The organism is Halomonas sp. Ps84H-12 (assembly GCF_024124725.1).
Lineage (GTDB): Bacteria > Pseudomonadota > Gammaproteobacteria > Pseudomonadales > Halomonadaceae > Vreelandella > Vreelandella aquamarina.
Genome location: NZ_JAMXSJ010000032.1, coordinates 23,935 through 45,722 on the forward strand (window position 1 = coordinate 23,935; position 21,788 = coordinate 45,722).

Below are 21,788 nucleotides of genomic sequence, written 5' to 3' on the forward strand. Positions count from 1 at the left end.
TGACATGACAGATAACACGATTAATCCGGCACTGAGAGAGTCCGCTACCTTTGGTCGAGATGTCATCGCCGAAATTCAGCGTGCCGCCGAAACAGGCATCTACGACATTCGCGGTTGGGGTGCCAAGCGCAAGGTGCCAAATTTTGATGATCTTTTGTTTCTCGGTGCGAGCATGTCGCGCTACCCGCTTGAAGGCTATCGGGAAAAATGCGACACCGAGGTGGTATTAGGCACCCGCTACGCCAAAAAACCGATGGTGATTGATACCCCGGTGACCATTGCCGGTATGAGCTTTGGTGCCTTGTCAGCACAAGCCAAGGAAGCGCTGGGGCGCGGAGCATCGGAAGTCGGCACATCGACGACCACAGGTGATGGCGGCATGACCGCAGAAGAACGCGGTCAGTCATCCAAACTGGTCTATCAGTACCTGCCGTCACGCTATGGTATGAACCCGGATGATTTACGCAAAGCCGATGCCATCGAGGTGGTCTTAGGGCAGGGCGCCAAGCCGGGTGGCGGCGGGATGCTGCTGGGCCAGAAAATTTCGGATCGTGTCGCCCACATGCGCACGCTGCCCAAAGGTATTGATCAGCGTAGCGCCTGCCGCCACCCGGACTGGACGGGGCCCGACGACCTGGCCATCAAGATTGCCGAATTGCGTGAAATTACCGACTGGCAGGTGCCCATCTTTATCAAGATTGGCGCGACGCGCACGTATTACGACGTCAAGCTGGCGGTGAAAGCCGGCGCGGATGTTGTGGTGCTGGATGGTATGCAGGGCGGCACGGCAGCCACTCAGGATGTGTTTATCGAGCATGTCGGTATTCCCACCCTGGCGGCGATTCCTCAAGCCACACAGGCCCTGCAGGAAATGGGCGTTCACCGTGAGGTGCAGTTGATCGTCTCGGGCGGGATCCGTAACGGTGCTGACGTTGCCAAAGCCATTGCCCTGGGTGCGGATGCCGTGGCCATTGGTACGGCTGCCCTCATCGCCTTGGGGGATAACCATCCACGTTTTGAAGAAGAGTACCGCAAGCTGGGTTCAGCGTCTGGCTATTACGATGACTTCCAGGAAGGAAAATGCCCAGCGGGGATCTCGACGCAGGACCCAGAGCTGAGCCAACGCCTTGACCCGGTGGAAGGTGGCAGGCGGCTGGCCAACTACTTGCGTGTGCTGACCCTGGAAGCGCAGACGTTGGCCCGAGCCTGCGGGAAATCCCACCTGCATAACCTGGAACCGGAAGATCTGGTGGCCTTGAATATCGAAGCGGCTGCCATGGCGCGAGTGCCCCTGGCGGGTACCACCTGGGTGCCTGGTCAAACGTTTTAGGCTGGCATTGGAAGGTCAATCTGCTATCTGGTGACAGGTAGCTGCCTGCATCATTAAACGCTATCCCGAAGGCTGGATACCCCTTCCAGGCTTCGGGTTTTTTTATGCTCTTCAGCAACACCTATCAAGCCTTCGATGCGGTAGCGTCAAGTGCTGTTAAACAGAAATGCCAAGCAGGGTTTTAAAAAACAACTTTTTAATTGTTGTGCAGGATATCGCTTAAAAAGAGCGCGCGCCCAGTGTGTTTAGTTGGCGTGATGAGTGGTTTCTTTAGTGTATATATAAAAAGAAATATTCACTATTTAATTTTTATCCAGATAAAGGTCAGCGGATGCACTAATACAGGCTTTTTAAAGCGTCATCTGCACTATTACAGCGCGGCCTCTTTTTGTTCTTTTTTTATAAACCTATGAAATTAAGATTATTTTTTTTTTTTGGCATGAAACGTGCTTTATCTACAGTAAATAAAATATCACCACAAGAACTAAATGGAGCGGCTTAAGTATCGCTGGTGATATTTAGGTTTCATATATAAAACCTTGATGTCTTTCGATTCCGTCTCTGTCGTGCTGGCATCCATTAACCGGGTATTTATCAAGGGGAAAAAGTCAATGCAGCATAACGCTCTTCCTGATGATGACAGGATAAAAAGCAGGCCGATATATGTAACGCCTGAGCATCCCGCAACAGCTAACTACTATGTGTGTGTGGCTGAGCCAGACGCGGTAAATCTCATCATGAAACATGTGGCGCCGATTGATAAACACCGGACGCCGTTTCATTTCATTATCTGTGCTGATCGCGCTGACGCGCCCCCGGCGGGGTTGCCGTCTGAGTGGCAGAACGTGCCACTGCAATGCTGCGACCGTGACGCACTTTCCACCACGCTGGCGACCCAGCTGGAAACATTGACCCAAGGTTGCCATGTGATTGTGGCGGGCAGCGAAGCGTTTTTATGGGATGTACATACCCTGGCCCTGGCACACGGGCTGCTCGACGCTGAAATCACCTTGCTGCCTTCAGCAGATAACGCCCGACGCGTGTTTTGCACGCACTGCCGTTTTATGAGCGAGCCTGTCACGGCGTCACCCACCCGCTGCCAGGGGTGTGGGCTCACGTTGGAAGTTCGCGATCATTTTTCACGTCGCCTGGGGGCCTATATGGGCGTGCGGATAGATGCCGAGGTGCCCGGTGAGGTTCCCCGCGAGGAGGTGTTTGACTCATGAGTGACCTGATTCCGGTACGTGTCGCCGAGATCGAGCAGATCAGCTCGATTATCAAACAGTTTACGTTTGTTGCTGATGAAAAGCCCCTGCCGCCGTTTTCTGCCGGTAGTCACGTGGTGGTGCAGATGGAAGGTGAGGGGAAGCGTTTCCGCAATGCGTATTCCTTGATCAGCAACCCGGCTGACAGCAGTCATTATCGCATCGCGGTGCGGTTGCAGGAGCGCTCCCGAGGAGGCTCTCAGTTCATGCATGGTGAGTTTCGCCCAGGGGACAGGCTGTTTATTTCTCCGCCCGCCAACATGTTTCTACCGGATTGGCAGGCGCGGCACCACATATTGATTGCCGGTGGCATCGGAATAACGCCGTTTCTTTCTTACGGCTATGAGCTGGAACAACGTCAGGCCTCCTTTGAAGTGCACTACGTGTATCGCAATGCCGAAACAGGGGCCTTTCGTGAGGCCTTGACGGAGCGTTTTGGCAACAGGCTTTACTGCTATTCCGGCGAACGTCCCGACTTTTACACTCTGCTCGGACACCAGCCGCTTGGCACCCACGTCTATGTTTGCGGCCCGGAGGCGATGATTCAGGACGTCAAAGCCACAGCGAGTGCGCTGGGCTGGTCACCTCAGCGGGTTCATTACGAAGCCTTCACGGCTCCTCAGCCAGGTAAGCCTTTTGTAGCCAGGCTTTCACGCTCGCAGCAGGACGTCGCCGTCGCGGGGGATACGCCTCTGCTTGACGCTCTGGAAGCCCATGGCCTTGAGATACCCAATATGTGTCGTGGCGGTGTATGCGGCCAATGTAAAACCTCGGTGGTGGACGGTGACATCGAGCATCGGGATGCGTTTCTCGATGATCAAGAGAAAGCCAGCCAGCGCTGCATCATGCCTTGCGTGTCACGTTCAGCGAGCGACTACCTGGTGCTGGATCTATAAATCAAGGGGGAAAACACCATGCAACTTGCACCGCGAGATACCCAGGCCTTCCGAGGCCAGTTTACCTACCGCAATAGTCCCGAGGCCGTGAGACGCTTTCCCTTCCCGTTTCCGGAAGATGATTATATGTACTCAGTCAATACTGAGCCGCATACGCTGCCGGGCCCCAAGGGCAGTGTTTACGAACATATGCTCGATATCGATGAACATTATCTGTGTGAAACAGCAGAAAGGGCGATGGTGCTGGAAGAGGACCCCGCTCGCTGCCTTGCCATGCCCCACATGGAACAGGCGTGCTGGGACCTGCTTGAATTTGTCATGACCCACTATGCCCAGGATTATCCCGAACATTTTTCCTTCACCCAACAGGGCGATCAATGCGAGTGGATTAATCGCCCCCTCGGCATTCATCAGACCTTTGTGATGGGCGACGCAAGCACTTTGCCCATGCCGCCGATGGAGTTTATCGGACGCCAGATGCAGGGGGATTTTGCGTTACTGGATCAACGTGATGCAGACCTCTTCATGGACGCAGGCGTAATCACATCACCGGCTGACTGGTCGCTGGCCTTTGATGCCGGAATGAGTTTCAAACAGTGGCATGGCCCTGTGCCGCTGGCTCATGAGATGGGTATTTTTGATCGGGTCCTTAAATATCTGTGCGCCATTCAGGTGGGCAGCCCGATTCGTCGTTTGAACTGGACGATGACGATCCACCCACGCATGGACAGTTCCCCTGAAACCTATCACCAATGGGGGGCAGACCGAACCACGATTACCCCCGAGAACGTAGGCAGGGATGTCTTTCTGCGTGTCGAGTTACAGACACTGGTACGTATGCCCCGAAGCCATGCGCTGTTCTTTGGCATCCGCACTTATCTGATCAGCATGGACGACCTCACAACCAATAAGGCCTGGGCCAAGCGGCTGCATCGCGTGCTGGCCAATCTGCCCGAGGCACTGGTGGATTACAAAGGGATGACACGCTACCGCGACACTGTCGTGGAGTGGTTAAGCGAATACGACCACGAACTCCAACCACAAACCTGAAACCTGCTAGCCGAGAGGACACTCATGAACGAGATAACGCTAGAGCTGAGTTATGCGCTCGATACCTTCTATTTTCTAGTCTGTACCGCCTTTGTCATGTTCATGGCCTGTGGTTTTGCCATGCTTGAATCAGGGTTGGTCCGGTCAAAGAACACGGTCGAGATACTGACCAAAAACGCGATGCTGTACTCCGTTGCGTGCCTGGTTTATCTGGTGGTTGGCTACAACCTGATGTATCCCGCCAACCCAGTCAGCAGCTTTATTCCCGGGTTGGATTTCATGCTGGGCAGTGATAACAGCATGGCCGATATTTCGGCGGGAGAAGGCTCACCTTATTACTCTTCCATGGCTGACTTTATTTTCCAGGCGGTATTTGCCGCTGCCACCATGTCGATTGTTTCCGGGGCAATTGCCGAGCGTATGAAACTGTGGCCTTTCCTGGTGTTTGCGGTCTTCATGGTCGGAGTGATTTACCCCGTGAACGGGTTCTGGAAATGGGGCGGTGGCTTCCTGGATGAAATGGGCTTCCAAGATTTTGCCGGCTCCGTTGTGGTGCACATGGCAGGCGGTGCCGCAGCACTGGCCGCTGTATTGATGGTTGGCGCACGTAAAGGCCGTTTCGGTCCCAATGGTGAGGTACGGGCCATTCCGGGCGCCAATCTGCCGATTGCCATGCTTGGCATGTTTATTCTCTGGATGGGCTGGTTCGGGTTCAATGGCGGCTCGATGCTGAAAATTGCCAGCCTGGATGATGCCAATGCAGTGGCACGTATTTTCGTCAATACCAATACCGCCGCAGCCTCGGGCATGGTAGCGGCCGCTCTGCTGTACCGTGCCTTGTTCGGCAAGACCGATATGACGATGGTCATGAACGGCGCATTGGCCGGGTTGGTGTCCATTACGGCTGAGCCGCTTCTGCCCGGGCCGGGAATGGCCATGCTGGTCGGTGCGATCGGTGGTGTGGTGGTCGTGCTCTCTGTGCTCGGGCTGGACCGCCTCAGGATCGACGACCCCGTGGGTGCCATTTCGGTACATGGCAGTGCGGGTATCTGGGGGATTGTCGCCGTTGTATTCACTAACCCTGACGCCACGCTAGGCATCCAGCTGCTCGGCACCGTGATTATTTTCGCTTGGATGTTCGGTGCCAGTCTGGTGGTGCTTTTCATTATACGTGCCGTAATGGGGCTGCGTGTCAGCGAGCAGGACGAGTTTGAGGGCATGGATGCCCACGAATGCGGTATGCACGCCTACCCTGAGTTCGTTTCGGCCAATACATCGGACATGGATGGCACCCCCCTGCGGAGCAGTGCAGCGGCCGACGGCCTGCTGGCCAGCCGGAAACCTGTTCAACGTTAAATGATTCTCCGAGGCCAAGGCCCATTAGATAAACACGGGTCTTGGCTTTTCGTGAACTGATGATGAAAACCTAGAGGCCATACCATGCATATGATCGCAGCTATTATTCAACCCCATAGGCTTGAAGATGTCAGAGAAGCGTTATCTGATATCAATGTTCAAGGACTCACTGTGACTGAGGTTAAAGGGTTTGGAAGGCAGAAGGGGCATACCGAGCTTTACAGGGGGGCGGAGTACACTGTGGACTTTGTGAACAAGATGAAAGTCGAAGTGGGAGCCTGTGATTCCCAGGTCGACACAGTGATCGAAGCGATTAAAACAGCCGCATACTCTGGTCGTATTGGAGATGGGAAAATATTCGTCTATCCACTTTCCAATGTTATACGCATACGCAGTGGTGAAACTGACGAGGCGGCGTTATAGCTCCTTTTTAGCGAGGCTTGCGTTTTCTGCTTATTCCAACAGAAATCCGCGTACAAAACAGTGGGGTCGCCCGTCGGCACCGCTGTTTTTGCTCGAAAATCTACGGATTATCTCGAGGGTGCTCTGCCCCGACATGCCTACGAAAGGTGAAACGAAGTGACTGACAGTATGGCTCCGCAGCAACCAACCCATTTCCCGCCCTTTCGTGGTAAAGCCCGCGGCAAGCCACGCGGACGCTCACTTGCCCCGGACGCCCTGGATGCCTTGCGTCAACTGCTCGGTGATGAACGCGAGCAGCCGCAGCGGCGCCAACGTGATCTGTTGATCGAACATCTGCACGCGATTCAGGATGCCCTTGGCCACTTGCCGCTGACCCATCTACGCGCCCTGGCCGCTTACATGAACCTGCCCATGGCTGAGGTGTACGAAACCGCCACCTTCTACGCCCACTTTGATGTCATCCACGACGATCAATCGCCGCCTCCAGCGCTGACGCTGCGGGTATGTGATTCCCTGTCCTGCCAGCTGGCCGGTGCTGACGCTCTGCGCAATGCACTTGCGGTAGGCACCGACCCCGCCGAGGTGCGCGTGTTGCGCGCCCCCTGCATGGGCCGCTGTGATACGGCGCCTGTGGTGGAAGTGGGTCATTACCATCTGGGCCATGCCAGTGTTGAGCGCGTTCAGGCGGCCATCGCTGCCGATCACATTCACCCTGAACCCTTGGACTGGCCACGCCTTGACGCGTATCGGCAAACCGGTGGTTACGCCCTGCTCAGCGCCTGCCGGGCGGGGGAGGTGAGTGTTGAAAGCCTGATGGACACCCTGGAAAAGGCCAACCTGCGCGGGCTGGGGGGCGCGGGTTTCCCGACCTTTAAAAAATGGTTTTTCGTCCGCGCCGAGGCCGGGCCGCGCTACTGCGCCATCAACGCCGATGAAGGCGAGCCGGGCACCTTCAAGGATCGTTATTACCTGGAGCGCGCGCCCCATCAATTTCTCGAAGGCGCCTTGATCAGCGCCTGGGCCGTGGAAGCAGACGCCCTGTACATCTACTTGCGTGATGAATACCCGGCGCTGCATACGGTGTTGCATCAGGCCATTGCGGAGCTGGAAGCCGCCGGGCTGGTGGCACCGGGCTATATTGTGGTGCGCCGTGGCGCGGGGGCGTATATCTGCGGGGAAGAATCGGCGATGATCGAATCGCTGGAAGGTAAACCCGGCAAACCGCGCCATCGCCCACCGTTTGTGGCCCAGCGTGGATTATTTGACCGCCCGACTCTGGTCAATAACGTCGAAACCGTCTATTGGATTCCGGCCATTTATGCCCAGGGCGCCGACTGGTTTGCCAGTCAAGGCCGCCATGGTCGCAGTGGCCTGCGCAGCTTTTCGGTCTCTGGCCGGGTGAAAAACCCGGGTGTACATCTGGCCCCGGCGGGTATCACCCTTAACGAGCTGATCAACGAATATGCCGGTGGCATGCAGGACGGCCATCAGCTTGCCGGCTACCTGCCCGGTGGCGCCTCGGGCGGCATTCTGCCCGCCAGCAAGGCCGATATCCCACTGGATTTCGACACCCTGCAGGAGCACGGCTGCTTTATCGGCTCGGCGGCGGTAGTGGTGTTTTCCGATCACGATAACCTGCGTAATGTAGCGACCAATCTGCTGGGCTTTTTCGCCGATGAATCCTGTGGCCAGTGTACGCCCTGTCGCGTGGGTACCGAGAAAATGCTCACCCTGCTGGAACGCAGCACCTGGGATGTCGACACGCTGGAGCGGCTTTCCCAGGTGATGATGGATGCGTCCATCTGCGGCCTGGGGCAAGCCGCCCCCAATCCAGTGCTGGGCCTGCTGCGCGATTTCCGCACTGAGCTTGCCGCCCAGAACGTCATTTTCAAAGGGTAAGGAGAACCTTATGAACCAAGAGACCTTTACCCTCACGCTGGATGGCGCAGCCGTGACGGCTTACCCCGGCGACACCCTCTGGCAGGTCGCCAAGCGCGCCGGAGAAACCATTCCGCACCTGTGCTTCAAGGATGCCGAGGGCTACCGTGCCGACGGCAACTGCCGCGCCTGCATGGTCGAAGTGCAAGGCGAACGCGCCCTGGTCGCCAGCTGCCTGCGTGAGGCCAAGCCTGGCATGGTGGTGCATAGTGCCACCTCTGAACGCTCGCGGGTGGCCCGCGAAGGCGTGCTGGAAATGCTCGCCGTGGACCAGCCGCCCCGCGAGCAGAGTCCGGACGCCTCCAGCCATTTCTGGGCCATGGCCGATCAGCTGGCGATTGATGTCGGTGAGGTAAGTGAGCGCTTACCCAAGCGCAGCGAGCGAACTACGCCCACCGTGCACCATGTGGCCGAGCGCGAAAGTGCCGTCGTCAAAGACCGCTCGCACAGTGCCATGGCGGTCAACCTCGATGCCTGCATTGAATGCAACCTGTGCGTACGCGCCTGCCGCGAAGTGCAGGTCAACGACGTCATTGGTCTGGCCCATCGTGGCAGTGCCTCAAAAATTGTTTTCGACTTTGATGACCCCATGGGCGACAGCACCTGTGTGGCCTGTGGCGAATGCGTGCAGGCCTGCCCCACCGGGGCCCTGATGCCCGCCACCCTGGTTGACGAACACGGCGTGGGGGACAGTGTCGCGACTGATAAACAGGTCGACTCTGTCTGCCCCTATTGCGGCGTCGGCTGCCAGCTGACCTACCACCTCAAGAACGACGAGATTGTCTATGTGGAAGGCCGCAACGGGCCGTCCAACCATAATCGTCTGTGCGTGAAGGGTCGCTTCGGGTTTGACTACCCGCGCCATCCGTCACGCCTGACTACCCCGTTGATCCGCCGTGAGGGTGTGGCCAAGGGGCTTGATCCAGACTTCGACCCCGCCCAGCCGCTGACTCACTTCCGTGAGGCCAGCTGGGAAGAAGCGCTGGAATTTGCCGCCACCGGCCTGATCACGCTGAAAGCGGAACAGGGGCCGCAAGCGCTGGCGGGCTTTGGTAGCGCCAAATGTTCCAACGAAGAAGCCTGGCTGTTCCAGAAGCTGATCCGCACTGGCTTTGGCACCAATAACGTCGACCACTGCACTCGGTTGTGTCACGCCAGTTCGGTCGCCGCCCTGATGGAATGCCTGGGCTCTGGCGCGGTGACCGCGTCCTTTATGCAGGCCGCCAACGCCGATGTGGTGATTCTCACCGGCTGCAACCCGGCGGTAAACCATCCGGTCGCGGCCACCTTTTTCAAACAGGTCGCCAAGCGCGGCACCCAGTTCATCATCATCGACCCCCGTGGTCAGGCGCTGGACGCCTACGCCCACCTGAGCGTGCGCTTTAAACCCGGTGCTGACGTGGCGCTGTTCAATGCGCTACTCAATGTCATCGTCACGGAAGGCCTCTATGACGAGACCTACATTGCCGAGCATACCGAAGGCTTCGACGCCCTCAAAGCGCATGTGGTCGATATGACCCCAGAGGCCATGAGCGCCCAGTGTGGCGTAGAGGCTGAGACCATTCGCGAGGTAGCGCGCCTGTATGCCAATGCCGAGCGTGCGATGATCTTCTGGGGCATGGGCATCTCTCAGCATACCCACGGCACCGATAACGCCCGCTGCTTGATCTCGCTGGCCCTGGCCTGTGGCCATACTGGCCGTCCCGGCACCGGCCTGCACCCGCTGCGTGGCCAGAACAACGTTCAGGGCGCCTCGGACGCGGGTATGATCCCCATGGTGATGCCCGACTACCAGCCGGTCGGCGATGATCAGCTGCGCTCCGCCTTTGAGGAACTGTGGAATACGCCGCTGGATAATCAGCCCGGCCTGACCGTGGTCGAGATCATGGATGCCATTCATGCAGGCACCATTCGCGGCATGTACATCCTGGGTGAAAACCCGGCCATGTCTGACCCCGATCTCACCCACGCCCGTGAGGCGCTCGGCAAGCTGGAGCATCTGGTGGTGCAGGACCTGTTCGTGACCGAAACCGCCCAGTTCGCCGATGTGATTCTGCCTGCCTCGGCCTGGCCCGAGAAAGACGGCAGCGTGACCAACACCAACCGTCAGGTGCAGCTGGGCCGTGCGGCCATGCCGCTGCCCGGCGATGCCCGCCCGGACTGGTGGATCATCCAGCAGCTGGCCAACCGCTTCGGCCTGGGCTGGCACTACCAGCACCCTAGCGAGGTGTTTGCGGAAATGAAGCAGGGCATGGCCTCGCTGGATCATATCAGCTGGGAACGCCTGGAGCGCGAACAGTCGGTGACCTACCCCTGCCCGAGTGACGACGCCCCCGGCCAGGACGTCGTCTTTGGCGATGCCTTCCCCCGCGAAGGGGGCAAGGCCAAGTTCGCCGCCACCCGGCCCATTCCGCCGGATGAACCGGTGGATGACGACTACCCAACGGTGCTCACCACCGGCCGCCAGCTGGAGCATTGGCATACCGGCTCGATGACTCGGCGTGCCAAGGTGCTGGATGAGCTGGAACCGGAAGCTGTGGCCAGTCTCTCCATCAATGAAATGCAGCGGCTGAAGTTGGCGCCGGGAGACCGCCTGACCATCACCACCCGGCGAGGCCGTATCACACTGGCCGCACGGGTTGACCCCGGCATGCCGGATGGCATGGTATTTATCCCCTTCGCCTATGCAGAAGCGGCCGCCAACCTGCTGACCAACCCCGCGCTGGACCCGGACGGCAAGATCCCCGAGTTCAAATACGCCGCCTGCCGCCTGGCCGCCGTCGAAAAAGAGGAGGTCACCTCATGATGATCACTGAGCTGGTGGATGGCGAAGATTTTCGCCAGCGCCTGGTCAGTATTGGGCTGGTGCCGCCGGTGGACGCCAGCCCCGCTGACTTAGCCGAAATCGCTGCCTGCGTCTACAAGGCGAACGGCCTGGCCGAGCTGCCGGAAACCGTTGCGGATCTGCTGCGCTATAAGGAGGTCATGCTGCCGGAAGTGCTTGAGGCCATTGAGACAAGCCTCTCGCCGGTGCTTGAAGACGAGATAAAAGGAAAAGCCTGAAGGGTAGGGTGAACGTTGAGAGCAAACAGGCAGGCGCGAGAGCCAAGTTAATAAAGACAGACAGTTCGTCAGACTTCCGGCAGCTGCCCCATGGGCCATCTGCCGGTTGCTTTTATACGCTTACTGTCAGGTTTCCATTGCATCTGCTTGGGCGGTGGTGGCATCGTCATGCGTGGCCAGATAGGCCTCCAATGAGTCGTCCATCGCGTGTAACCAGGGCGTGTGGTGGGAAGGTGCCATGGTGCCTGTCATCAAGGAGCGGTAGGAGTGGTTACGGAAGGCCATGATGTCATCATGCTTGTGATGCTCCCATTCCAGAAACGTCTTGTTAACGCCGTCAATGTCAAAGCTGGGATAGTCGGTTTCATCAATCAGGGACTTCACGTAATCCCCCTGGAAAACAATCATGTCTTCATCGCTTTCCAGTGTTTCCTCGCGTGCTCGCCAAGCGGCACTATCGCTGCGCATTTCATTTTGGCTTGGCAGCGGAATACGCCCAAGAATGATGTCGCGTACGTACCAGGCCTGTGCATCAAACATATTAAAGGTATAAAACTGATCTTGCATGCCTAGGTAGAACAGCTTGGGGTTGTGCTCCCAGGCAACGCCTTTGTAAAGATCCAGCGGCCACATACGATTGCTGGTTTTCAAGCGCAGTGACTCTTCAAGGAAGGGGAAGTGGTGCAAGTAACCGGTACACAGGATAATAGCGTCGATAGGTTTTGAGGTGCCGTCCGCAAAGTATGCTCTATCGCGATCTACTCGCAATAGTAGTGGTTTTTCTTCCCAGTTATCAGGCCACTTGAAGCCCATAGGTCGAGAGCGGTAACTGGTGGTGATCGTTCGAGCACCATATTTGTAGCACTGAGAGCCAATATCTTCGGCAGAATAGCTACTGCCCACCAGTAACAGATCCTTGTCTTTGAACTCCAACGCATCGCGAAAATCATGGGCATGGAGAATGCGTCCGCCAAAATTTTCGAAACCTTCGAATTCCGGCACGTTAGGGGTAGAGAAATGCCCGGAAGCGACGATGACATGATCGAATGTCTCAGTGCTGAGCGTATCCGTGGTGTGGTCGTGGGCAATGACGGTAAAAGTCCCGTTGGCCTCGTCGTAGCTGATGTGGCGCACTGGACAATTGAAGCGGATGAACTTACGAACACCGGCTTTCTCAACGCGGCCTTTTATATAATCCCAGAGCACAGCCCGTGGCGGATAAGAGGCAATAGGACGACCAAAATGCTCTTCAAAAGAGTAGTCGGCGAACTCCAGGCATTCTTTCGGCCCGTTGGACCAAAGGTATCGGTACATACTGCCGTGAACCGGCTCACCGTTTTCATCAAGGCCGGTGCGCCAAGTGTAGTTCCAAAGCCCACCCCAGTCAGACTGTTTCTCAAAACAGACCAGCTCCTGTGGCTCTCCGCCCTTTTCATGTGCCGATTGAAAGGCTCTAAGCTGTGCCAGACCGCTTGGGCCGGCGCCGATGATTGCGATACGCTTTTTCATAGCTAGTTTCCTGTACGTGTCCTGACAGATTTGAACGAAATGTCGTGATAGGAGGCGAGAAAACCTCTCGCTCGCTCACTACCAACCTAGTGGATCGGCACAGACAACAAAATTACTCAGAGAGGGTAGTCAAAAAGAGTTATCTATCGGTATGAGAGGTCGATGGGTCGGCGTCAAAGGCGATGATAACGCCTTCGACGCCAAGCACAGCGGCGTTATGTGAGTAAACGCCATGTCCCTTTTCGTTCACACGAAGCAGATGTCCATCGGCGCACTGAATACGATAATCCAGCTCAAAGCTGCGGTGTTCACGCAAGGCATCCTGAACTTCTTCCCAGACCTGGTCGGCATCCTGGGGGTGGATCATGTCTCCGTAGCTGATCAGGGAATGGTTAAGCAGCGTTTCGGCCGTGTAGCCGGTCAATCCGTAGCAACCGTCACTGACGTATTCCATGGTCCAGCGGCGATTGTTACGGGCTCGATAAACCATCACAGGAAGTCCATTCACCAGTTGCGACAGGCTGCGATGGCTAGCAGAGAGAACCTGATTACGTTGTACCTGAGGCGTAATATCACAGAGGGATAAGCTGGCAGGCCAGGCAGAGCCAACCCCGAGGGGTTGGGCGCGTAACTCACACCAGCGTAGCTCATGGCCGGCCCCCATCACTCTCAACCATAACGGTGCGGGACTTTCCTGACGATTTACCTGACAGCACACCTGTTGCCAGACATCTCGGTCAGCAGGGTGAACATACTCCAGCAGGTGGGACGGTGTAGCCTCACTGTCGGCGTCAATCAAATGCTGCCAGCTACGGTTGGCAAACAAGATTTCACTGTTGTCATTTACGATCAGTACGGCTTCGTTCAGGCTATCCAGCAAGCTTGAACAAGGCGGTGTGTTGGGGGGACGCTTCCTGAAGGTGAATGGCATCAAAAGGCACATCATGGCGCATCCTCATCAGGTAAAGGGTGCGTGTGTACCCAGGCGGCCAGTTCGAGACGCGAGTTGACATTGAGCTTACGTAGCAGGTTTTTGACATACACTTTGACGGTGCTGTCACTGATGCCCAGTTCACGGGCAATCAGCTTGTTGCTAAGCCCTTTGGTAATCCACATCAAGGTATGGCGTTCGCGCTCGGTCAAGCCTTCCGCCCAGCTTGAGGAAGCGGGCATGTCATCCATAATATCCAGGCGATCGGCACGCAAGTGCTGCGCCAGCATCATGACAACATCATCATTGAGCGCTATCTTGCCATGCAGGAGAGCATCAAGACGCTCGAGAATGATATCCGGATCGGTATCTTTGAGCAGGTAGCCATCAGCGCCAAGCTGAATGGCTTTCAGTAAGTCATGGCTGTCGTCTGACGCGGTCAGCATTACGACCCAGGTATCTTCACACCTGGCCTTGATCTGCTCCAGCAGAGATAAGCCGCTGGTGCCCGGCATTTGCAGATCGATCAGTAACAGCTCAGGATCCAGGCGCTCCAGGTTCTGGAGGAGCTCTTCAGCATTGCCGAACTCTTCCAACATATCAAAGCGCTGACTTTCGCTGAGCAGTTGTGCAACACCACGTCGAAATAAAGGATGGTCATCGACTAAAACAACTCGTGTAGGGTTCATCGCATTTCTCTATCTGTCATCCGTAACGATCAATTCGACACGGGTACCGCCACTGGATAGTGATCCTACGTGCAGGTGGCCACCTATCTTTTGGGCACGCTCGTGCATGATGCCCAGCCCGAAACTGCCGCTGCCAGCATCTTCCGAAATGATGCCCTGTCCATTGTCATCGACACGCACCAGCAACTCCCCTTTAACCTGCGGGAAAAGCTGAATACGAACATGCGAGGCGTGAGAATGACGCACGCTGTTGCTGAGAGCTTCGCGCACAATCAGAAGCACCTGAATGGCGGTCTGTCTGGATAAGCCTTCTGGTTGGGCTCGATTGTCCAGTTCGAATACCAGCCCTGAAAGCTGCTCGAATTCCTCTACTGTGCGTACTAGCCCCAAGTGGAGTGAATCATCCTCCAGAGTGAGCCTGGCGGTGGTGATCAATTCGCGGGTTTGGCGGTAGGTTCGCTGGGTTTGCAGGTGGATATCGCTGGCCAGCGTCTCAAGTTCCGGCGCAAGCTGTCGGCAAGCCTTCTCCAGGCGCGAGGTGCGCAGCCGCAAATACCCCAGCTCTTGGGCAATGGTGTCGTGTAAGCCGGCGGCATAGTCGCGACGCTCTTCTTCTACCGCCTGTTCGAGGTGCTGATGGTGCGCCAGGCAAATCTTTAAGCCTTCCATGAAGGCTCTGCGTAACGGCTCGAAAAACGGGTTCTGCGGCCATCCGCCTGGTAGCAATAACCAAGCCTCCGCCTTTTTATCCAGCGTAAGCTGCTGTGCGTATAGGGGGTGGGGCCAGCATGGAAGCTGACGCTGTGAGGGTATTTCCCTGCTCCCATTGACGAGGTCGTCTGTACGTCGATAGCGCGTGGTTAACGCCGCTTCCATAGCGGTGGCCTGATCTACTGTCAGGGTAATGCCGGAAGGCGTCACCAGGGTCAGCGAGTGGGCCTGCGACATTCGCAAGGCGAGGCATAAACAGGAACCTTCGATAGCGGTGTAGGTGGCTGGAAGCTGACGTTGCAACCAGGTAAGAACCGTCGGTAAGTCAACCGCCAGGTGGTGGCATGCGGCGAGGCGCAAGGTAAGCCCGTTGAGTACCTGGTCGCTTATGAGCGGTTCCGGCTGAGACGTTTTTTCAGGTTGAATTACCCGACGTTCAATCCAGCCACTGAGACTGATAGCCATACCTCCTCCCATCACCGACGTTCATGCCTTACGCGCGTTAGCCCTGTTACTAGCAGGTTTCATGCCAGTACAGGCTGGTTACTCCTTCGTGATTACCCCCCATGGCCGATTGTGCAGCTTCCTACTGCGAGTAAAGTATTTTTATCAGAAAGAAAATTGTTGGCGCATCACGGTTCTCCGGTGGGGGCGGGCACGCCACCTGCACCATAAAGGGAGCATCAGACGACCGCGACGCACCTTTATAGCCCCAGGCTGAACAAAACCGGAACGGACAACACGAGGTTACACTATGGGTAGTTGGCATCACTCTAAGCAGCAGGCGCTGGAAACGCCTTGCCGGCGCTATCGTATCGCTGGCCAGCATGCCCTGCGTTTACCGCTATTACCGGGGGAGCGTTTGAGCATCACGTCGCCAGATGGGGAGCAGGGCTGCGATTTGTTGGCGCTTGACCAGGATAACCAAGCCGTGACGGCTTCCATGGGGATAGCGCTGCAGCCGTCCGCCGCGCTGACACAGCGCCAGCTTGAACAGGGTAATGCGGCTGCCAAGCGGTTGAAAGCCCGGTTCGATTCTTGGCAGATTGATACTGAACTGCTGTCACAGGGAGGTCATATTCCCGGGCGGCAGTTGCCTCTTGAACTCAGCTGCCCTCTGGATAGCGCGCCGCTAACGTTGGTGCTGGTGGCCCCCGGCAACGACATGGCTGTCTCCGAGCAGTCACCCGCCACGGAACTGGACGTGATTCACTGGCACTTGCCTGAGCATTTACCGATTCTGCCAGCGCCTTTAGCCGAGCCTATTAACGACATCCACATTCCGCATAGCAGTGCGCGTACCTATCAGGTTCGTGCAGGTGAGTGGATTCAGATCATCGATGTGTCAGGCAAGCAGTGTTCGGACTTTATTGCCTTTGATAAAGATGCCCTGGACCTGGGCGAGACGGTGACCCTGGACGCGGCGGCAACACGCACGCTGGCCAATTGCGCGATGCCGCAGCCCGGCCTGTTTTCGCGCTTTGCCGATCAACGTCTTCAGCCCATGCTTGAAGTGGTGCAGGACACAGTCGGGCGGCATGACAGTTTTATGCTGGCATGTACGCCAAAATTCTACGAAGACAGCGGCTATTTTGGCCATATCAGTTGTACCGAGAATTTTAACCGTGAACTGGCGGTCTTTAACATCGCCCCTCGCGCTGGCTGGCCAGCCATCAATTTCTTTTTCAATACGCACGTTGAACCCTGCGGCACGCTATCGGCAGATGAGCCCTGGTCGCGAGCTGGCGACTATGTCCTGCTGCGCGCGAAGCGCGATCTGGTGTGTGCGTCGTCCGCGTGTCCGGACGACATTGACCCCGCTAACGGATGGACGCCCACCGATATACAGGTACGCATCTACTCAGCCGAACATGAATTTCCGCGTTCAATTGCTAACCGGACTACCCCGGAGGAACTGCCCCGCATGACACTGCAAACCGCCTTTCACCGTCGGACATCGGCCCTGACCCAGCGCTTCATTGAATATCGCGGCTACTGGCTACCCAGCGAGTTTGAAGGCTGGGGGCGGCGTGCCGAATACCTTGCCTGCCGTGAACGGGTTGCGGTCATGGACCTGACACCCTTGCGCAAGTTTGAAGTGGTGGGGCCGGATGCTGAACGCCTGCTGCAATACGCCTTGACCCGGAATGTGCGGCGTTTATCCGTTGGCGAAGTCGCTTACTCAGCCGCCTGCAATGAAACCGGCGGCATGCTCGACGATGGCACGCTTTTTCGGATGGGCGAACAGGCGTTCCGGTGGATCTGCGGCGACCCGTATAGTGGTATCTGGCTGCGTGAGCTAGCTAGCCGCCAGGGTTATAAGGTCAGTATTCGTGAGTCCACCCAGCAACTGCACAACCTGGCGATTCAGGGGCCGTTCAGCCGTGAGCTGCTCAGCCAGCTTGTGTGGAACGCTGAAACCCAGACGAGCGTCGCTCAGTTAAGCTGGTTCCATTTTATGATTGGCCGGTTGGGCGGGCCGGATGGCATTCCTCTTATGGTCTCGCGTACCGGCTACACCGGCGAGCTGGGGTTTGAAGTCTGGTGCCACCCTGACCATGGCGAACGTCTTTGGGATACCATCTGGGAGGCGGGGCAAGCGTTCGGCTTAGCGCCCTTAGGGCTGGATGCACTGGATATGCTGCGCATCGAAGCGGGGCTGATTTTTGCTGACCATGAATTCTGCCCGGAAACCAATCCGTTTGAAGCGGGTATTGGTTTCACCGTGCCAATGAAAACCAAGGAAGACGACTTTGTTGGCCGGGAGGCGATGGCACGGCAGGCACCGGAAAGTCGCCACAAGTTAATGGGACTGATCATTCATAGTACGGAACTGGTGGATCATGGGGATCAGGTCTTTCATGGACGCTTTCCGGTGGGGCAGGTGACCAGTGCTACCCAATCACCGCTGCTTAAGCAATCGATAGCCCTTTGTCGTCTGGCACCCGAGTTTGCAAGCCCTGGTACCCAGCTAGAAGTGGGTCGCCTTGATGGGCACCAGAAACGCCTGCCGGCGGAAGTGGTTGCCTTGCCGTTTTATGACAAGGAGCGTACTCGCGTGCGTAGTTAATTTAATTCCATCAAGCCAGTGATTAGAACGCACTGGCTTGGTGAAGGTCAGCACTGTCACAGTGCATGTAAAAGAATGAGTGCCCCCCGTTTTTAATGGTAATTCGACCAATCAGAAGAGTGGGTTTTGCTAGTAAAAAGGAAGTGTTGATTTGCCAGGGTAATGTTCAGTGACGTTTTGTTTTCGCGATATTTTAGACAATAAAGCATCGTTTGATGGGCTGGATAAGATGTTTTTCTGCGCTGATGGAGTTTTGGCATGCATGTTGCTCTATTTAACTTAAGGCGTTTAAAAAGGCTGCTGTTAATGTTGGGATGAGCGTTGGCTAGTAGCCGTTTTAATGCTGTTTATAAAGGTAAGTGTTAAAGAATCATCGTCATTGAATGCAACAGAAAATGGTTTATTACTACGAAAACTCTCTGGTTAAAACAGCCAGGTGATTTCACCGTCACGCTTTACACATAGGGGAACAACATGACGACCGATGAACTAAAAGGCATCTTCGAGATGCATCAGGCAATGAACATAGAGGTGTTTTACTGGTGGTGTATTGCCATTATGTTCCTGATTCACGCAGGTTTCCTGTCTTACGAAATTGGTGCCTCGCGCACCAAGAATGCGCTGGCATCAGGGATGAAAAACATCCTTACGCTGGCGTCAGTGATTCCGGCCTTCTATTTTGTGGGCTGGTGGATTTACAACGCTTTTCCCAATGGCCTGATTCCCATTGATGCCTCGGCGGCGCTTCCCTGGAGCGCCAGTATGCGCCCTGATGTCAACGATATGGGCACAGGGATATTCTTCGCGGCGTTCGCTCTTTTTGGGGCGACTACAGGCTCTATCCTTTCTGGAGCCGTCATCGAACGAATTCGTTTGAGTGCCTTCCTGACACTTGCCGTCATATTGGGGGGTGGCGTATGGATACTGGCCGGGTCCTGGGGCTGGCACCCAAGCGGCTGGCTACTCACCCAGTTTGGCTATCATGATGTTGGGGCAGCAGGGGTCGTCCATGCGGTTGCCGGGTTCTTTGCCCTAGGAGTATTGATGAACCTGGGCGCCAGAATTGGCAAGTTTAAAAACGGTAAGCCCCAGGCAATCCCACCGCACAACATGCCAATGTCGTTGCTTGGGCTGATGATGATCATTGTCGGTTTCTTCGGTTTTCTCGGCGGCTGCATCATCTTCAATACCGGCGATATTGGCTGGACGACCATTTATGGAACCCAGACCAACCTGTCGGCTTTTGCCTTCAACACTGTCATGGGTTTTGCAGGCGGTGTTATCGGAGCCTACCTGATATCAAGAGACCCCTTCTGGACCATGTCAGGTGGCTTGGGCGGTATCATCACCGTGGCAGCCGGTCTGGATCTTTACTATCCCGGCCTGGCGTTTGCGCTGGCGGCCAGCGGTGGTGCGTTAATGGCCAAAGTGGGCAACTTCCTTGAACAGCGCGGCCTGGATGACTCTGTGGGCGCCTTTGCGGTTCATGGTTTCTGCGGTTTTTACGGCGTCGTGCTGGTGGGTATCTTCGCGGCAGGGTTTGCCAATGCAGAAGGGATGCCGGATATTTCTTTCACCGGCCAGTTGGTAGGCGCTGTGGTTATGGCGTTAACCGGCTTTATCCCAGGTTGGGGAATCTCTTACGCATTGAAAAAGTTCAACCTACTGCGTGTACCACCACATGTTGAAGTACTAGGGCTTGACCTGGTGGAAATATCGGCGAGGCCCTATCCTGAAACCGAGTCTCCACAAGGTCATTCGCCTCAGGGCGTTCATGGTGGATTAAACAAAGCGTTCCCCATGGCGAAAAGGCAGGATATTAGTTAATCGCGATAACTCTGCATCTTACCTCGAGCATGCGCTAAATAATGATCATGTAAAAAAGTAGTTGCCAGACATATCCTAAGAAACGTTGAGGAGACAACAATGGAAACCAGTACCGATTTGCAAAGTGCCATTAATTACCTGTTCTTTTCCAGTCATCCCGCTATTATCTCGGCGAGTTTGATCGTTGGCGTAGGTTTATGCCTTTTATTAACGGTCAGTATTATAAAGCACGAAAATGCGGCATTTAAAAAACATGAGTCCACTCAGCAATAATGCATTATTGCGATAAACATCGGTGCATGGTCATTAACCCGCCTTATTCACGAGGGCGCTGATTGAGCGGTCTGAAGGTACTGGCTGTTGGCATTGCTTATCAGGATTCGCCTCTTCAGCGCGAGTGGCTGTTGAGTAATGCCAGAACGCAGCCCTTTTCCTACTTACTTATAGCTCTTTGGAATCAATTGCGGCCGTCCAAGCAGACGTGATCGCCGACCCCTGCTCCAGTCGCTCGCTTTCTGATGTTGTGGTGGTCTCGCAGGAGCGTCAGCTCAGTGCGGTCAGCTTCGGCAGCCCCTTCAGCAGCGTCGGCCACCACTTGTCGGCGGCGGCACCCAGATGAACGGTGATTCGCCGAGCGTGCAGCCTCAGCGTGGCGGCGACCTTCAGCACTTGCTCGCGCATCCGGCTGAGGCTCCAGCCTTGGCGGGTCTGCCGCTCCAGCAAGCAGCGCAGGCCATGCAGGACCTGGTAGGCGTAGAGGCTGAGCAGCAGGCTCACCTCGTTGCGCGCCATCACGTCCTGAACGGTGGAGGCGCCGCGATCGGTCGACGAGAGGTGCACGTCGAGCGCCGACTTCACCTCGCCCATGTGCGCCTCGGCGCTGCCGCGCTTGCGGTAGAGCGCCAGGACCTTCTCCGGCGGCCAGTCGAACTTGCCGAGGTTGGTGACCAGGAAGAAGGCATGCAGCAGCAGGTCATCGGGGCGTTCCTGCACCACCAGCACGACGCGACGCGGTGCCGACCAAGAGCCCGCTTGATACTCCAGATCGTGGCTCCACTCGCGAGGCTGCTCGGGTGGCCGGCCGGGTGGCCGCTTCAGGTGCGGTGCCGCCAGCTTCTGCAGGCCCGTGTGGCTGCGCAGCCTGCCCAGGTACTCGATGCCGCGATCTTCCAAGGCCTCCAGCGTCGCGTTGTCAGTGAAACCGGCGTCGATGCGCACCCGTACCTGAGCGCCGGTACTCTCGTTGAGTCGCCGCACCAGATGCGGGATCCAAGTATCGGCGTTCTCAGCCGGGCCAGCGTTGCCCTCGCGCAGGAGCCCACCCACCATGTCGCCGGTCTCGGCCAGCGAGGCGACCAGCGGCGAGTAGATGCGGGCACCGTAAAGTCCGTGAAATGCGGACCCTCCTTGGTGGCCGTGGACTTCGATCGGCAGGCCGTCGATGTCCAGCGTCAGCTGCTTGGGACGCTCGCCGTTCTGCAGCGAGCTCAGGCGCCAGACCACCAGCCGCAGCAGGCCGTAAGCGTTCATTCCACGACGTTCTGCCACCCTGCTGAAAATCGCCCTACAGTAACCTCACACTTTCCAACACGAGGTTACCCCTATGAGAAAGCACCGCACACCCGAACAGTGGCAGGCTCTGGTCAATCAGCAGCGTGACAGTGGTCTGTCAGCTTCGAAGTTCTGCAAACAAGAGAACATCGGCTACGCCAGTTTCTGTAACTGGCGCA

16 protein-coding genes and 1 pseudogene are annotated in these 21,788 nt (G+C 56.5%); 12 read left to right on the forward strand and 5 right to left on the reverse strand.

The annotated features are described in order from the left end of the window. The first annotated feature begins 4 nt into the window (after positions 1-4). The 9 genes from NH344_RS14505 to NH344_RS14545 all read left to right on the forward strand — a co-directional run bounded on the left by NH344_RS14505 (position 5) and on the right by NH344_RS14545 (position 11,321). On the forward strand, positions 5-1,330 hold the full coding sequence (locus tag NH344_RS14505) for an FMN-binding glutamate synthase family protein (RefSeq protein ID WP_044630290.1): 1,326 nt from the start codon (positions 5-7) through the stop codon (positions 1,328-1,330). A 737-nt stretch (positions 1,331-2,067) separates the two neighbouring features. Next, positions 2,068-2,556 carry a dimethylamine monooxygenase subunit DmmA family protein gene (locus NH344_RS14510; protein ID WP_052509965.1) on the forward strand — a complete coding sequence of 163 codons (489 nt, stop codon included), beginning with the start codon at positions 2,068-2,070 and terminating at the stop codon, positions 2,554-2,556. Further along, complete coding sequence (locus NH344_RS14515) at positions 2,553-3,491, forward strand: PDR/VanB family oxidoreductase (RefSeq protein ID WP_044630289.1); 939 nt, start codon at positions 2,553-2,555, stop codon at positions 3,489-3,491. Before NH344_RS14510 ends, NH344_RS14515 begins: the two co-directional genes overlap by 4 nt. A gap of 18 nt (positions 3,492-3,509) precedes the next feature. Then, entirely contained in the window at positions 3,510-4,541 is a 1,032-nt protein-coding gene (locus tag NH344_RS14520; RefSeq protein WP_044630288.1) for a DUF3445 domain-containing protein, read from the forward strand. Between the two features lie 24 nt (positions 4,542-4,565). After that, entirely contained in the window at positions 4,566-5,897 is a 1,332-nt protein-coding gene (gene amt, locus NH344_RS14525; protein WP_044630287.1) for an ammonium transporter, read from the forward strand. Between the two features lie 84 nt (positions 5,898-5,981). After that, on the forward strand, positions 5,982-6,320 hold the full coding sequence (locus NH344_RS14530) for a P-II family nitrogen regulator (RefSeq protein ID WP_044630286.1): 339 nt from the start codon (positions 5,982-5,984) through the stop codon (positions 6,318-6,320). A 156-nt stretch (positions 6,321-6,476) separates the two neighbouring features. Next, on the forward strand, positions 6,477-8,219 hold the full coding sequence (locus NH344_RS14535) for an NADH-ubiquinone oxidoreductase-F iron-sulfur binding region domain-containing protein (RefSeq protein WP_240312656.1): 1,743 nt from the start codon (positions 6,477-6,479) through the stop codon (positions 8,217-8,219). A 10-nt stretch (positions 8,220-8,229) separates the two neighbouring features. Further along, positions 8,230-11,064: a formate dehydrogenase subunit alpha gene (fdhF, locus tag NH344_RS14540; RefSeq protein ID WP_044630285.1), complete on the forward strand. Its 2,835-nt coding sequence runs from the start codon at positions 8,230-8,232 to the stop codon at positions 11,062-11,064. Continuing rightward, positions 11,061-11,321 carry a hypothetical protein gene (locus NH344_RS14545; RefSeq protein WP_044630284.1) on the forward strand — a complete coding sequence of 87 codons (261 nt, stop codon included), beginning with the start codon at positions 11,061-11,063 and terminating at the stop codon, positions 11,319-11,321. The genes fdhF and NH344_RS14545 overlap by 4 nt, the downstream gene beginning before the upstream one ends. A 126-nt stretch (positions 11,322-11,447) precedes the next feature. Here the strand turns inward: NH344_RS14545 and NH344_RS14550 are convergent, their stop codons facing one another. The 4 genes from NH344_RS14550 to NH344_RS14565 all read right to left on the reverse strand — a co-directional run bounded on the left by NH344_RS14550 (position 11,448) and on the right by NH344_RS14565 (position 15,626). Beyond that, complete coding sequence (locus NH344_RS14550; RefSeq protein WP_044630283.1) at positions 11,448-12,830, reverse strand: NAD(P)/FAD-dependent oxidoreductase; 1,383 nt, start codon at positions 12,828-12,830, stop codon at positions 11,448-11,450. 139 nt (positions 12,831-12,969) lie between these two features. Then, positions 12,970-13,776 (reverse strand): PAS domain-containing protein, encoded by an 807-nt coding sequence (locus NH344_RS14555; RefSeq protein ID WP_081135857.1) that lies wholly within the window; start codon positions 13,774-13,776, stop codon positions 12,970-12,972. Continuing rightward, positions 13,773-14,450 (reverse strand): response regulator, encoded by a 678-nt coding sequence (locus NH344_RS14560; protein ID WP_044630282.1) that lies wholly within the window; start codon positions 14,448-14,450, stop codon positions 13,773-13,775. Before NH344_RS14560 ends, NH344_RS14555 begins: the two co-directional genes overlap by 4 nt. Before the next feature lie 9 nt (positions 14,451-14,459). Continuing rightward, positions 14,460-15,626 (reverse strand): ATP-binding protein, encoded by a 1,167-nt coding sequence (locus tag NH344_RS14565; protein ID WP_052509963.1) that lies wholly within the window; start codon positions 15,624-15,626, stop codon positions 14,460-14,462. Between the two features lie 289 nt (positions 15,627-15,915). Between NH344_RS14565 and NH344_RS14570 the strand changes: the two genes are divergently transcribed. The 3 genes from NH344_RS14570 to NH344_RS14580 all read left to right on the forward strand — a co-directional run bounded on the left by NH344_RS14570 (position 15,916) and on the right by NH344_RS14580 (position 20,331). Next, positions 15,916-18,231, forward strand: a complete 2,316-nt coding sequence (locus NH344_RS14570; RefSeq protein WP_044630281.1) for an aminomethyltransferase family protein — start codon at positions 15,916-15,918, stop codon at positions 18,229-18,231. Between the two features lie 474 nt (positions 18,232-18,705). Further along, entirely contained in the window at positions 18,706-20,058 is a 1,353-nt protein-coding gene (locus tag NH344_RS14575; protein ID WP_044630280.1) for an ammonium transporter, read from the forward strand. A gap of 99 nt (positions 20,059-20,157) precedes the next feature. Beyond that, positions 20,158-20,331: a hypothetical protein gene (locus NH344_RS14580; protein WP_161793469.1), complete on the forward strand. Its 174-nt coding sequence runs from the start codon at positions 20,158-20,160 to the stop codon at positions 20,329-20,331. Between the two features lie 270 nt (positions 20,332-20,601). Here NH344_RS14580 and NH344_RS14585 read toward each other — a convergent pair. Next, positions 20,602-21,576 (reverse strand): annotated as a pseudogene (locus NH344_RS14585) (IS1380 family transposase); the annotation flags it as partial. Between the last annotated feature and the right edge of the window lie 212 nt (positions 21,577-21,788).

What these genes read in the sequence shown, in the direction of transcription:
- NH344_RS14505 (WP_044630290.1), top strand. Translation starts at nt 5, where the DNA reads ATGACAGATAACACGATTAATCCGGCACTGAGAGAGTCCGCTACCTTT.
- NH344_RS14510 (WP_052509965.1), top strand. Translation starts at nt 2,068, where the DNA reads ATGAAACATGTGGCGCCGATTGATAAACACCGGACGCCGTTTCATTTC.
- NH344_RS14515 (WP_044630289.1), top strand. Translation starts at nt 2,553, where the DNA reads ATGAGTGACCTGATTCCGGTACGTGTCGCCGAGATCGAGCAGATCAGC.
- NH344_RS14520 (WP_044630288.1), top strand. Translation starts at nt 3,510, where the DNA reads ATGCAACTTGCACCGCGAGATACCCAGGCCTTCCGAGGCCAGTTTACC.
- amt (WP_044630287.1), top strand. Translation starts at nt 4,566, where the DNA reads ATGAACGAGATAACGCTAGAGCTGAGTTATGCGCTCGATACCTTCTAT.
- NH344_RS14530 (WP_044630286.1), top strand. Translation starts at nt 5,982, where the DNA reads ATGCATATGATCGCAGCTATTATTCAACCCCATAGGCTTGAAGATGTC.
- fdhF (WP_044630285.1), top strand. Translation starts at nt 8,230, where the DNA reads ATGAACCAAGAGACCTTTACCCTCACGCTGGATGGCGCAGCCGTGACG.
- NH344_RS14545 (WP_044630284.1), top strand. Translation starts at nt 11,061, where the DNA reads ATGATGATCACTGAGCTGGTGGATGGCGAAGATTTTCGCCAGCGCCTG.
- NH344_RS14550 (WP_044630283.1), bottom strand. Translation starts at nt 12,830, where the DNA reads ATGAAAAAGCGTATCGCAATCATCGGCGCCGGCCCAAGCGGTCTGGCA.
- NH344_RS14555 (WP_081135857.1), bottom strand. Translation starts at nt 13,776, where the DNA reads ATGATGTGCCTTTTGATGCCATTCACCTTCAGGAAGCGTCCCCCCAAC.
- NH344_RS14560 (WP_044630282.1), bottom strand. Translation starts at nt 14,450, where the DNA reads ATGAACCCTACACGAGTTGTTTTAGTCGATGACCATCCTTTATTTCGA.
- NH344_RS14565 (WP_052509963.1), bottom strand. Translation starts at nt 15,626, where the DNA reads ATGGCTATCAGTCTCAGTGGCTGGATTGAACGTCGGGTAATTCAACCT.
- NH344_RS14570 (WP_044630281.1), top strand. Translation starts at nt 15,916, where the DNA reads ATGGGTAGTTGGCATCACTCTAAGCAGCAGGCGCTGGAAACGCCTTGC.
- NH344_RS14575 (WP_044630280.1), top strand. Translation starts at nt 18,706, where the DNA reads ATGACGACCGATGAACTAAAAGGCATCTTCGAGATGCATCAGGCAATG.
- NH344_RS14580 (WP_161793469.1), top strand. Translation starts at nt 20,158, where the DNA reads ATGGAAACCAGTACCGATTTGCAAAGTGCCATTAATTACCTGTTCTTT.